11 protein-coding genes and 1 tRNA gene are annotated in these 12,281 nt (G+C 45.1%); 8 read left to right on the forward strand and 4 right to left on the reverse strand.

The window, feature by feature from the left end; translation table 11 throughout:
- Nucleotides 1-9: 9 nt before the first annotated feature.
- Complete coding sequence (locus VNM22_04930) at nt 10-450, reverse strand: hypothetical protein (GenBank protein HWP46485.1); 441 nt, start codon at nt 448-450, stop codon at nt 10-12.
- Between the two features lie 209 nt (nt 451-659).
- Between VNM22_04930 and moaC the strand changes: the two genes are divergently transcribed.
- Nucleotides 660-1,133 carry a cyclic pyranopterin monophosphate synthase MoaC gene (gene moaC, locus VNM22_04935; GenBank protein HWP46486.1) on the forward strand — a complete coding sequence of 158 codons (474 nt, stop codon included), beginning with the start codon at nt 660-662 and terminating at the stop codon, nt 1,131-1,133.
- Nucleotides 1,134-1,238: 105 nt separating this feature from the next.
- Here moaC and VNM22_04940 read toward each other — a convergent pair whose 3' ends face one another.
- On the reverse strand, nt 1,239-2,570 hold the full coding sequence (locus VNM22_04940; GenBank protein ID HWP46487.1) for a tetratricopeptide repeat protein: 1,332 nt from the start codon (nt 2,568-2,570) through the stop codon (nt 1,239-1,241).
- A 181-nt stretch (nt 2,571-2,751) separates the two neighbouring features.
- Between VNM22_04940 and VNM22_04945 the strand changes: the two genes are divergently transcribed.
- The 6 genes from VNM22_04945 (at nt 2,752) to VNM22_04970 (ending at nt 7,502) form a co-directional block, all read left to right on the forward strand.
- Nucleotides 2,752-3,588, forward strand: coding sequence for a 4-hydroxy-3-methylbut-2-enyl diphosphate reductase (locus VNM22_04945; protein HWP46488.1), 837 nt, complete (start codon nt 2,752-2,754; stop codon nt 3,586-3,588).
- Nucleotides 3,589-3,640: 52 nt separating this feature from the next.
- Nucleotides 3,641-4,945 carry a glycosyltransferase gene (locus tag VNM22_04950; GenBank protein HWP46489.1) on the forward strand — a complete coding sequence of 435 codons (1,305 nt, stop codon included), beginning with the start codon at nt 3,641-3,643 and terminating at the stop codon, nt 4,943-4,945.
- Nucleotides 4,946-5,004: 59 nt separating this feature from the next.
- Complete coding sequence (locus VNM22_04955; GenBank protein ID HWP46490.1) at nt 5,005-5,484, forward strand: hypothetical protein; 480 nt, start codon at nt 5,005-5,007, stop codon at nt 5,482-5,484.
- 234 nt (nt 5,485-5,718) lie between these two features.
- Nucleotides 5,719-6,720, forward strand: a complete 1,002-nt coding sequence (gene tsaD / locus VNM22_04960; protein ID HWP46491.1) for a tRNA (adenosine(37)-N6)-threonylcarbamoyltransferase complex transferase subunit TsaD — start codon at nt 5,719-5,721, stop codon at nt 6,718-6,720.
- Nucleotides 6,721-6,729: 9 nt separating this feature from the next.
- Nucleotides 6,730-7,383 carry an L-threonylcarbamoyladenylate synthase gene (locus VNM22_04965; GenBank protein HWP46492.1) on the forward strand — a complete coding sequence of 218 codons (654 nt, stop codon included), beginning with the start codon at nt 6,730-6,732 and terminating at the stop codon, nt 7,381-7,383.
- A gap of 44 nt (nt 7,384-7,427) precedes the next feature.
- Nucleotides 7,428-7,502, forward strand: a tRNA-Glu gene (locus VNM22_04970).
- A gap of 213 nt (nt 7,503-7,715) precedes the next feature.
- On the opposite strand, the gene VNM22_04975 is transcribed toward VNM22_04970, so the two are convergent.
- Nucleotides 7,716-7,910 carry a hypothetical protein gene (locus tag VNM22_04975; protein HWP46493.1) on the reverse strand — a complete coding sequence of 65 codons (195 nt, stop codon included), beginning with the start codon at nt 7,908-7,910 and terminating at the stop codon, nt 7,716-7,718.
- 763 nt (nt 7,911-8,673) lie between these two features.
- On the opposite strand from VNM22_04975, the gene treY reads away from it, so the two are divergent.
- Complete coding sequence (gene treY, locus VNM22_04980; GenBank protein HWP46494.1) at nt 8,674-11,754, forward strand: malto-oligosyltrehalose synthase; 3,081 nt, start codon at nt 8,674-8,676, stop codon at nt 11,752-11,754.
- Here the strand turns inward: treY and VNM22_04985 are convergent.
- On the reverse strand, nt 11,705-12,281 hold a 577-nt coding region (locus tag VNM22_04985; GenBank protein ID HWP46495.1), incomplete at its 5' end, for a hypothetical protein. The two genes, treY and VNM22_04985, sit on opposite strands and share 50 nt — an antisense overlap.

The following is a 12,281-nucleotide window of genomic DNA, read 5'->3' on the forward strand; positions in this document are numbered from 1 at the left end:
ACGCTGTTTTTACGTTTGTCCTTCCTGTAAGGGACTGACTGCGATAAACCGATAAACCTCTCCGGGTCCTACATCAAACGCAAATGAGAAGGCCCCATTGGCATCGGGAGGAGGCAAGAAATCTATATACTCCCGGGGTCCATGACCTTCCCTGAAAATCCAGAGCTCCGCACGGGGGGAATCATTCCAGATGACTCCATGGACAGAAGGACCACTTCGATAGCCACACGAACAGACAATCATGTCAAAATCCGGTATCGTTACCCCTTGATTTAACTCCAGCTCCTCAGACCCCGTGGGAGGCGCATCGATATCTTTCCAGTACTCAACCACCAAAATATCGCTTCGACCGGAGTCCCGATTTTCAATATAAGCCTCGGAACCGTAGAACCCTTTTGTAACCCTGCGAACATTCCCCTCAGTGGACTTCCTATCCTTCTTAACGGACATAATTCTCTCCTTATTCCACCATACCGAAATAACGTTTATTAAAAAACAACGATTAAAATAAAACCTTTCGGTGTGTCTCTAAGCTATCTTCAACTTCCAAGTAAAGTGGCATAAAGAGAGGGATTTGTCAAGAAAAAGCTATCGAAAAAACAAAATTTGAGCAATAAAGGACCTTGTTTTTATCCCCTTTTCTCCTTTATTATTAATTCATGAATCCCTTAACCCATTTTGATGATCAAGGTCAGGCCCACATGGTAGATGTGAGCGATAAGGCTTCCACCCGGCGAGAAGCTGTAGCCCAGGGGGTAGTTTACATGAAGCCGGAAACCTTCCGGATGATTGTGAATCAGAAAATTGCCAAGGGTGACGTATTCGGCGTGGCCCGGATAGCCGGGATTATGGCAGCTAAAAAAACCAGTGAACTGATTCCTCTCTGCCATCCACTGGCCATTACAGGAATCGATATCTTTTTTAATCCCGTAGAGGCAGAGAGTAAAATTGAAATCCGGGCCGAAGTCCGTATCACAGATAAAACAGGGGTCGAAATGGAAGCCCTTACCGCGGTCTCCATTGCAGCTTTAACTATTTACGATATGTGTAAAGCCGTAGACCGCGGAATGAGAATCTCCGATATTCACCTCGTCAAAAAAACCGGGGGTAAAAGCGGAACGTTTATCGCATAAATTCAAGGTTAAGGAGGCGTGTGGGAGTGGGGGGGGGGTATGGAAGTATGGGAGTGGGGGGTATGGAAGTTCTAACTTCCACACTCCCATACCCCCATACTTCTATTATCTCTGCTCTCCCGGCGCAGGTTGTGGGGGTTGACCGGGGGGTCCTGATGGCGGAGCCTGGCCGGTCGAAGGAGGTGATTGTTCAGCAGGCTGCCCGGGACTTGCAGGCTTCCCTGCAGGGGGTTGTACGGGAGATTGAGCTGGAGGAGTCGGAGCACCCGAAGTGGGAGCTTGAGGTGCAGGAGCCGAAGGTTGGGAAGACGGTTGGGTAGGCGTTTGGACACCGGAAGCCGGAGCTTGGGGTGCAGGAGCCGGAGGCTGGACAGACGGGGCTTTTCTCTGTGATTTTCCCGCTACAGCTTTTACTTTAGACCTCCGAAGGCTTTTCTTTTTCTTTTTGTAAGCGGGCTTCGAGATTTCTTCCTTTGCTTTCTCCGGTTTGGAAAAGCTTGCCAATCTCACCTCTTCTTGCCTCTTCAGGGCCGTCTGTAAATCATCGTAATATTCCTTCAAAGATCTCAACTGAAAGGCTTTTTGAAATGCTTCCACCGCCTGATCGTACTTTCCTTCCCGGTACAAATCCTTTCCATAAAGATGATAAGCTTTAGCTAAAAGCGTAGTCACCTCTCCATCTGAAGGATTCAGTTGAATTACCCTGTTAAACTCTGAAATCGCCTTACCAGGGTCTTTTCGTTCAAGATAGAGGTTACCCAACAGTGTATGGGTGGCTGCATCGTTGGGATTTAATTCTACCAGTTTTAATAGGCTTGCTTCGGCTTGATCATAAGACTTATCGGTCAGATAGGTTTGAGCTAAAGAGATATAACCGTCTCTAAAATTGGGATCCAGGGCAAGAGCCTGATTAATCTCCTGGATAGCTTCGGGTTTCTTACCCTGGACTAAATAAATTTTGCCAAGGAGGAGATGGGCCTGGGGATAATTTGGATTTAATTGGAGCGCCTGGTTGCTTTCCATTGTAGCGGCATTGAAAAAAAAGGTTTTCTCGGTCTCTAGAGTGGTCTCCGGATAATTCTTGAGATTCGTCCGCTGATAAGCTATCAAAGCCTCCCCTTTTTGATAATATTTATCTGCCAATTGATAATGGGCCTCTGCAGAATTCGGATTCTTTGCTACATTTTCCTGGGCCTTCATAATTTGACCATCTAAACCATTCCAGCCGGTATTGAGATGATTCAATTTCAGTTCTCGTAATTCTGGATTATCAATTTTACGATACTCCTGGGCAGCCTGATAATAGAGGTGTTGCCTTTCATACTTTTCCCCTTCTTCCAGAGGACCCCCCCAGGCTGTTGTCAAGCTTATCAGGCTGACCAGAAAAGGACCCGACCCGTAAAACTTCAAAGCTTTTATTAAGATTTTTGATCTCACCGTTATCCTCCTTTTAAGTAAGCTAGCTGTTTAGCCAAGGTAAAACCGCCCAGTCCATCTTTTTGTGATAGATATCTTGACAAAACTTGAGGTAACAGTCAATATTTATCTTGTACTTTATTTTAAATAATTTGGAATCTCCATTACGTTAAATAAAACCCTTGAAACATGGGAGAGTAAAATGATCACAGTTCGTATAGCTAAAAGTGCAGGATTTTGCTTTGGAGTTCGGGACGCCATCCAGATTGCTCTGGATACAGCCCAAAGTAAACAAGGGCCTGTCCACATGCTGGGACATATTGTGCATAACGAACACGTGGTTAAGTCTATCCATGAAGCCGGAGTAAAAGTGGTAAATCAGGTCCAGGATATCGACTCGGGGATTCTTTTAATTCGGGCCCATGGAGCGGTCCCCAGTATTTATGAAGAAGCTAAAAAGCGAGGACTTCAGGTGGTCGATGCAACCTGTCCCCTTGTTTTAGAAATCCATGAATATGCCCGAGAGCTTGAAAAAGAAGGCTACCGGGTGGTAATTATCGGAGATCACGGGCATGATGAGGTGATAGGAATTTCCGGTCAGGTTAAAGACGCCATCGTTATCGCCAAACCGGAGGAAGCAGATAAAGTCGGTCGAATGAAAAAAATAGGGGTCGTCGTCCAATCCACCCAAAACATTGAAAACGTCCAGAAGATTGTAGCCAAGTTGGTAGGTAAATGCCAGGAATTAAAGTTTATTAATACCATCTGTGGGCCTACAACCGCTCACCAGAATGAGATTCGGACCATGCCCCTGGAAAACGATGTGATGATCATTGTAGGTTCTTTTACCAGCGCCAATACCAAGCGACTCACGGCTATCTCCCAATCCCTCAACCCTCGAACCTACCAGGTAGAGTCTGCTGCCGACCTGAATCCAGCCTGGTTCCATGGAGCCCAAACGGTTGGTGTCTCTGCAGGAGCCTCCACGCCGGATTCGATTATTAACGAGGTCGTGGAAAAGATTAAATCGTTGGGTTGATGATCCCAGGATAATGATCTGTTACCCACCTGCAAACCATGAACGATGAACCATGGGAGTGGGAATTGAATTCCTGTTTTTTCTCTTCGGAGGGCTGGTTATCCTTGAAAACCTCTATACCTTATGGGGGGGACTGAGATATCATCATCGTATCCGACGTTTCCTAACCAAAGATTCACCTCCAACTTTCCAGTCTTGTAAGGCGGTTGTCATCATCCCCTGTAAAGGTCTTGACCCCGGTTTTAAAGAGAATGTTCAGGCTTTCTTCCAGCAAGATTATCCTGTCTATCATATTTTATTTGTGACGGCCACTCCAGAGGATCCGGCCTTTCCCGTACTTCACCAGATCATTCGAGAAAATCCCCGGATCCCTGCAAAGGTCTTGATCGCCGGATGGGGATCCCGGTGCAGTCAGAAGATCCATAATTTGAGAATTGCCATTCAGAACACAGACCCTGAAGATGAGATCTATGTATTTGCAGATTCTGATATTCGTCCTCATCCTCAATGGCTTAGAAACCTGATCAACCCCTTGTTAGAAGAATGGGAGGGTACGCCCTTAGAAGACCAGGAAAACCTGGGTCAAATCCCCCCTTTTTCCCGTCTTTCCCTCCTCCCACCCTTCCATAAACCTATAGGTGCAACCACGGGATACCGCTGGTATCTCCCGGACCGGAGAAATCTCGGATCCCTTCTCCGGGTTATCTGGAATGGAAATGTTTTACCCATTTTAGAAGATCCTAAGCTTAACTTTGCCTGGGGAGGATCTACGGCCATCCCAAGAAAATTATTTGAAAAAACCGGGGTCCTCCAATCCTGGGAAGGGGCATTAAGCGATGATTATGCTCTGACCTGGGCCTTAAAAAAAAGAGGTTATCGGATCTTATTCGTTCCTCAAGGCCTGACACTCTCCCATGAAAACTGTAGTTTGAGGGAATTTCTGGAATGGAGCACCCGACAGATGGTCATTACCCGGGTCTATCATCCTCTCCTCTGGAAATTGGGAGCTTTTTCTTTTACTGTTTACAATGGAACGCTGGGTCTTGGTCTGGCTTTAATTTTAAACAGCCGAAACCCGAACATCTGGGTTTGGGGCATCCTGGGAAGTCTGGGAATTTTTCCTCTCCTTAAAAGCTACCTCCGTTTAAAGACCGTTCTTGAGATTTTACCGACAGATCAAAAGCAGCTTAAAAAATACCGATGGAGTTATATTCTCTTATCTCCCCTGGTAGCCATCCTGAATTTTTACATTTGCCTCCACTCTGCGCTTACCCGACGCATTACCTGGCGAGGAATCACCTATGAAATGAAGTCTCCAACAGAAACCATCTTCCTGGGAAAGAATAAAAAAATTTAAAAGATGAAAGCCTTGGCAGAATCCTTGACAAGGACGAAGGACTACTTTACTATTTATACATGGGTTTTTTTAATCAATCAGATTTTAAATTTTATCTTCGACGATTGGAAGAGCTGCTGGATCTTTATCTGGTAAAAAAAGCTCCTTCGCTGCCTGCCGATTGGAAAGAGCTTTTTGTTAATTTTGCTCCCTGGCTCGCCATTCTTATCATTATCTTTTCGTTACCTGTTCTGTTAATTACCTTTGGACTCGGTGCATTGATTTTACCTTTTAGTTTTTTAGGGGGAGCCAGCCGAGGCTTTCACTATGGATTTGATTACTTTTCAACCCTGATTTTTGTGGGAAGCTCCCTGGTTTTAAATATTATGGCCCTTCCCGGGCTTTTCAAGCGAACACGAAGATCCTGGTATTTGGTTTATTATACAGCCCTTTTAAGTGGAATTTATAACATTTTAACCCTTAGTTTGATGGGTTTTATCCTGGGATCCGGGATTATTTTATATATTCTCTTTCAGATTAAAGAATATTATACAAATTAGTACCTTGTTCGGGGGTGAGGGCCACTTAAAAGTCAAGCAAAACTAAGTAAACAAGGTACTACTAAAGTAAAAAGACATCGCGCTTTTGCAGGTTTTTATTAGTTATTGATTCTGTTTATCCACGAAGAGGGAAGTATGGAAGTATGGAGGTACAGAAGTTAGAACTTCCACACTCCCATACTTCCATACTTCCCTCTTCGTGGTATCTTTGTGTCCATATAAGATGAGAGAGTTATGTTAATTTTAGGTATTGAATCATCCTGTGATGATACGGCGGCTGCGGTTGTAGAGGACGGGGTTAAGATCCTTTCCAATGTTATTTCTTCTCAAAACGAATTTCACCAAAAATATGGGGGGATCGTTCCGGAAATTGCTTCTCGGAAGCATGTAGAGTTGATTTTGTATGTTATTGATGAAGCCTTAAAGAAAGCCGGAATTACCCTGGATGATCCGGAGGCTATCGCAGTGACCTATAAGCCTGGGTTGGTAGGATCTTTGTTGGTTGGACTTTCGGCAGCCAAAGCTATAGCCTATGCACGTCGTAAACCGTTGGTCGGGGTCAACCATATCGAAGCCCATGCCTATGCGAATTTTATGGAACACCCGGATCTGGAAGTACCTCATCTGGATTTAACGGTGTCAGGGGGGCATACGTTATTGGTTTATATTAAGTCTCCAACAGAACATGAGATTCTCGGTGGAACCGTGGATGATGCGGTAGGAGAAGCCTATGATAAAATCGCTAAATTTTTGAATCTGGGATTTCCCGGAGGGCCCATTATCGATCGACTTGCCAAAGGTGGAGATCCCAAAGCCATTGATTTTCCTCGGCCACTTTTGAACAGTGGAGATTATAATTTCAGTTTTAGTGGGTTAAAAACAGCCGTAACCTACTTTGTTAGAGAAGCCAAAGCACAGGGTAAAGAGGTTCGAGAAGAAGACCTGTTGGCTAGTTTTCAACAGGCAGCGGTGGATGTACTGGTTGCAAAACTCTTGAAAGCCAGTGAGGAAAAACGGGTTTCTACCGTCACTTTATCCGGCGGGGTCGCTGCCAACAGCCTGTTACGGAAAACCTTATCCGAAAAAGGCCGTGAGTTGGGTTTAAAAGTGGTTTATCCCAGTCTGGCTTTGTGTACGGATAACGCTGCCATTATAGCCGGACTCGGATATCATCTCTTTAAAAAAGGGGTACGGAGTGGCTTAGACTTAAGTGCCAAAGCCAATCTGGAGTTCTAATTAGTATCCATGATCCGACAACCGCCTATAAGAGACTGCCGATATGGCTTGGATCTTCAGATCCTTCAAGAAGCTGTAGAGATCCTACGAGAGGGGGGAATTGTTGTCTGCCCTACCGATACGGGGTATTTGCTGGGAGGGGATGGTCTTCGGGAAGAGGTTATCCGAAAAATTTTTGAAATTAAAGGACGTTCCTTCAATAAACCGATTCATCTGGTGGTATCGGATAAGGAGATGGCTCAGCGACTGGCCGTCTGGAATGAAAAAGCGGAAAAGTTGTTTCGAGAACTTCTCCCAGGGCCACTCACCCTCATTCTTAAAAAAAAGGAAATCGTTCCAGACCTGCTGGTTAGTGGAACCGGAAAAATCGGATTACGGATGCCTGGAAATAATCTGGTTCTGCAATTGGTAGCGGCCGCCGGGGTACCTATTACCGCTACCAGTGCCAATAGCTCCGGAAAGGAATCCCCTTTTACCGTAGAAGAAGTGCTCCAACAACTGGAGGAAGGACTGGAAAGGGTCGATTTAATTTTGGATCAGGGAGAGACCCTTTATCGAAGGTCATCGACTATTGTGGATATATCGGAAGAGACACCGAAGGTTTTAAGGGAAGGACCTATCTCCCCTCAGCAAATCTTTACAATTTTAGGCTCTTCCTATTGACAGAGAACTTATCTACCTCGTATATTAAAACTTGCTTATCTGGTGTCCCCATCGTCTAGCCCGGCTTAGGACATCGCCCTTTCACGGCGGCAACGGGGGTTCAAATCCCCCTGGGGACGTTCAATCAGTTAAGGGATTACCGGAGTGTAATCCCTTTTTTATTTTTGAAGGTCTTAAACCTAAGAAAGGGGTGAAAGATTCACCCCGGGATGAAAGAATTTTCAGGCTTTTATCTCTAAATACCTTACCTTTGCCTCTAACTGCCTGCACAGGAATTCAGGAACTCTCCCCATTTACCGCTCGTCGACTCACTTTAACTACCTGGATAAGGATTAAGGAGCTGGTGTAGGACCTACCGGAAAGTCTATTGGAAGGGCTTTACCAATAGCCGTAGCTTCAGGGCTACACTCGGAGTGTCCGAATCCACCGGTACTAACGGGATGGCCTTGAGCATTTAAGGTAATATAATAAAAAGCATTATCGAAAGTAGAAAACGAGTTTTTGTGGACATAGATCTTCTCCTTCATTGTTTATCCCAGGGTCTTGAATTTAAAAAACCATGGGATAATAAGAAAAATAGGAACCTATTTAAAATAAACCCAAATATCGAGGGTCTATCACCGCTTCCGCTACGTGGGGGGAGGTTTCCTTCGGAGCTTGAAACGGAGCTTGAAAAAATTCTGGATTTCTGAATCCCCCGACTTGCGTCGGGGGCCACCAACCATTCGTCCCTGCCGGGACTTTTCAGCTTAACTTGGCGTGTAGGGAGTTAGGGGGTCAGGTTGGTAAAAAGATACCCTTGGAAGGGGGATAGTATCGGTCAGAAGATAAAATTTTATTTAAAATAAGATAAAAAGGGATATATTTGAGTATAATTATCTAAACTTACTTTTAAAATTTATTTTCTGCTGGTTATTAATGAGGGGGAGCAGGGCTTTCAGGGGTAGTTAACCTAGAAGGCTTTTTAGAGAAAGCTTGTAGATAGGCCCCCTTTCCCGACCCTTCCCCCACTGGGGCAGGAGGACTTTGCTCCGAAGTTCCCTCTCCTGCCAAACGAGGGGAGGGACAGGGTGGGAGCGCGCTTACTAACCCGCACTTCCACAAAAACCTCCTCCAGAAAGGAGAAGCGAGGGGGTAAAGAAAGAATGGTTTTTAAATTTAACTCTACAGGATGCTTATACGATTTAAAATTCGGGTAAAATTAGGGGCCCCTGGCTTTGAGGTAAGAATAAATCAAAACCTTTAAAGTCAGGAGTGTAGGCGTCCGGCCTGCCTGTCTCCTCTAACTTTATGGAAAACCATCTAAATACCCTGATCCAACAGATCAGCTCTTTTACCAGGATCCCCATCTCCGTTTATCGCCTTCAATTCAATCATACTTTTACCTTTCGGGATGCCCAACGGCTCATTCCCTATCTCTACGAGCTAGGGATCAGCGACTGTTACGCCTCTCCTTACATGAAGGCACGACCGGGAAGCCTGCACGGTTATGATATCATAGATCATAATGCCCTTAATCCAGAAATCGGAACAGAGGAAGATTACCAAGCATTCGTGCAGGAATTGAGAGCACACGGCATGGGCCATATTCTCGATTTTGTACCCAATCATGTTGGAATTGCAGAAAGTAGTAATCCCTGGTGGCAGGATGTTCTCGAGAATGGTCCGAGTTCCCGCTTTGCCTCTTTTTTCGATATCGATTGGAAACCTTTGAAACCCGAATTGGAGAACAAAGTCCTTCTTCCTATTTTAGGGGATCAATACGGTAAAGTTTTGGAAAATCAAGAACTGATTTTGACCTTTGAAGAGGGTGCGTTTTTTGTTCGGTATCATCAACATAAATTACCCATTGCGCCCCGGACCTCTGCCCATATCTTAAAACATCGCCTTTCTGAACTGGAGAAAATCCTCGGAAGTGAACATCCGCACTTTCTGGAATATCAAAGTATTCTGACCGCTTTAAGCTACCTCCCCCCACGTACTGAAAAGGATCCACAAAAAATTGCCGAGAGACATCGCGAAAAGGAAATCATCAAAAAACGACTTGCCAATCTATGTAGCGAGAGCCCCGAGGTCAGAGCTTTTATTGAAGAGAACATCCGGATCTTCAACGGTGTAAAAGGGGATCCCCGGAGTTTTGACCTTTTGGATGCACTTTTAGATGCCCAGGCCTACCGTTTAGCCCATTGGTATGTAGCCGGCGAGGAGATCAACTATCGTCGGTTTTTTGATATTAACGAACTGGCCGCGATTCGTATGGAAAACCCGGAGGTCTTCCAGGAAACCCACCGGCTCCTCTTTCAATTGATCCGGGAAGGGAAAGTAACCGGTCTGAGGATTGATCACTCTGATGGTCTCTTCAATCCAGCACAATACTTTTTACAACTCCAGAAAAATTGCCTGCTTCAGTGGGCAAAAAGTCAAGAAGGGGAGAAGGAGAGAAAGGAAGAAGGAGAAGAGGAAGAAACCTTCCAGCACTTATTGTTTCAACGTTTCGAGGCAGAATGGAGGAAGAATCCCCATGCCCCTCTGGTACGCCCCTTTTATTTAATTGCAGAAAAGATTTTGAGCGAAGGGGAAAACCTGCCGGAGGATTGGGTTATCTATGGTACGGTGGGATATGATTTCATGAATACCCTCAATGGGCTTTTCGTGAATAGATTCCATGAAAGGGCCTTTACCACCCTTTATGCCAAATTTATCGGAACGCGGATTCACTTTCCGGATCTGGTTTATGAGAAAAAGAAGTACATTATGGAAGTTGCAATGTCCAGTGAGATTAATGTCCTGGGTCATCAGTTGAATCGAATTTCAGAGAAAAATAGAAAATTCAGAGACTTTACCTTAAACAGCTTAACCAATGCAGTTCGGGAGATTATCGCCTGTTTTCCCATCTATAGAACCTATATAGGAAGTTATAACGATACCGTTACAGAAAGGGATCGAGTGTATATTCACCAGGCAGTTGAAACTGCTAAAAAGAAAGGACATATTATCGGCTTATCTGTTTTTGATTTTGTGAAGGATATTCTGCTCCTCAAGGATCTGGAAACATTGGATGAGTCAGACCGTATCGAGCAAAAGAATTTTGTGATGAGATTTCAACAATTCACCGGTCCGGTGATGGCTAAAGGCCTTGAAGATACGGCATTTTACATTTACAACCGTCTGCTATCTTTGAATGAAGTGGGCGGAAATCCTCAAAAATTCGGGATTTCTGTAGATACGTTTCATAAAAAGAACCTGGAACGCCTTAAACACTGGCCCTATTCTCTACTTTCCACCTCAACCCACGATACCAAACGGGGAGAAGACGTTCGGGCCCGTATTAACGTCCTTTCTGAACTTCCCCAGGAATGGAGGAGTTGTCTGACCCGATGGAGTCGGCTCAATAAAAAGAAAAAAATAGTCGTCAACGGTCAATGGGTTCCCGATCCCAATGAAGAATATCTGCTTTATCAAACCCTGCTGGGGGCCTGGCCCTTTCAGATGAAGAATCAGGAAGAATATCAGACCTTTCAAGAGAGAATTCAAGAATACATGCAAAAAGCGATTAAAGAGGCCAAGATCCATACCAGTTGGATTAACCCCAATAAAGAATATGACGAGGCGGTCAGGGCTTTTGTGGCCGCCATTCTGGATAACTCTAAGCCCAATCCTTTCCTGGAAGATTTTAAAATCTTTCAAAGAAAAATTGCCGATTACGGTATCTATAATTCCCTTTCCCAGACACTTCTCAAGTTAACTTCTCCGGGAATCCCGGAGATTTATCAGGGTAGTGAACTTTGGAACCTCAGTCTGGTAGATCCAGATAATCGAAGGCCCGTAGACTATACCCTAAGACGTCAGATGCTCTCTGCCTTAAAGGAGCGGATCTTTGGATCCTCCTCATCCCCCCTTCCCCCAGGTTGGGAGAGCCAGGAGGTAAAGGGAGATCTGATCAAGCTGGTCAGGGAACTAGTCGAGACCAGAGAGGATGGTCGGATTAAGTTATATGTGATCTATCGAACCCTGACCTATCGGCGAACAAAAAAGGAGCTTTTTCTAAAAGGGTCTTATATTCCCTTAAAAAATAGAGGGGGTAAAAAGGATCAGGTCTGTGCTTTTATCCGAAAATATGAAGACCAGGCCATCATAGTGGTTGTGCCCAGACTTCTGACTCGAATTCTACGGGCTCCAGAAGAGTTACCCCTGGGTCAGCAGGTATGGGGAGATTCTTTTCTCGTACTTCCCCATGAGAAAGCTGGACAAAGATATTATAATATTTTCAGCGGAGAAACCCTGGAGACCGGTCAGAGAAATGAAACCGTTATCCTGCCCCTCAATCGTATTTTTGCAAACTTTCCGGTGGCGTTATTGGAACGACGTTAAAAAGGAGTCTTCTCTTCCCTAAGGGATAAACCCATATAGCGGCCAGGGTCCCACATCCTACCAGACTCAACCAGGCCCCTAATTTATAGGATACCGGCTGATACCTGAGTTCTACCCGATGGACTCCTGATTCTACATAGAGGGATCGAATAAAATAATCCGTCAGGTATACTTTCCTTTCCCGACCGTCTACATATCCTTTCCATCCCGGAAAGTAAGCATCTCCCAATACGATAAACCCATCATGTTCCATTCTGGCCTTTAGGATGACGCGATTGGGTGTATAGGCTTCGATCTCTACATCCGATTTGTCCTCCACCGGAGCCCCGTAACCTGTTAACATCCCCACCTCTTCTACGTTCTCTTCTAAAAGGATCTGTCTTCGCAGATCAAAGGAAGCATCCTTCAACCGCTGAATCACCTCCTCAGGATCTGATACCACAAAAGCCCGATGCACCACAAAAACCCGAGGAAAGGCTTGCTCGTTGCGATAAACATTGGCTTCTTGTTGGTAGACCAGGGTGAAG

It is taken from the genome of Candidatus Limnocylindrales bacterium (genome assembly GCA_035559535.1).
Lineage (GTDB): Bacteria > Moduliflexota > Moduliflexia > Moduliflexales > JAUQPW01 > JAUQPW01.

Bases quoted from the DNA above. Each gene is read 5' to 3' on its own strand.
- VNM22_04930 (HWP46485.1), bottom strand. From the start codon at position 450: ATGTCCGTTAAGAAGGATAGGAAGTCCACTGAGGGGAATGTTCGCAGG.
- moaC (HWP46486.1), top strand. From the start codon at position 660: ATGAATCCCTTAACCCATTTTGATGATCAAGGTCAGGCCCACATGGTA.
- VNM22_04945 (HWP46488.1), top strand. From the start codon at position 2,752: ATGATCACAGTTCGTATAGCTAAAAGTGCAGGATTTTGCTTTGGAGTT.
- VNM22_04950 (HWP46489.1), top strand. From the start codon at position 3,641: ATGGGAGTGGGAATTGAATTCCTGTTTTTTCTCTTCGGAGGGCTGGTT.
- VNM22_04955 (HWP46490.1), top strand. From the start codon at position 5,005: ATGGGTTTTTTTAATCAATCAGATTTTAAATTTTATCTTCGACGATTG.
- tsaD (HWP46491.1), top strand. From the start codon at position 5,719: ATGTTAATTTTAGGTATTGAATCATCCTGTGATGATACGGCGGCTGCG.
- VNM22_04965 (HWP46492.1), top strand. From the start codon at position 6,730: ATGATCCGACAACCGCCTATAAGAGACTGCCGATATGGCTTGGATCTT.
- VNM22_04975 (HWP46493.1), bottom strand. From the start codon at position 7,910: ATGAAGGAGAAGATCTATGTCCACAAAAACTCGTTTTCTACTTTCGAT.
- treY (HWP46494.1), top strand. From the start codon at position 8,674: ATGGAAAACCATCTAAATACCCTGATCCAACAGATCAGCTCTTTTACC.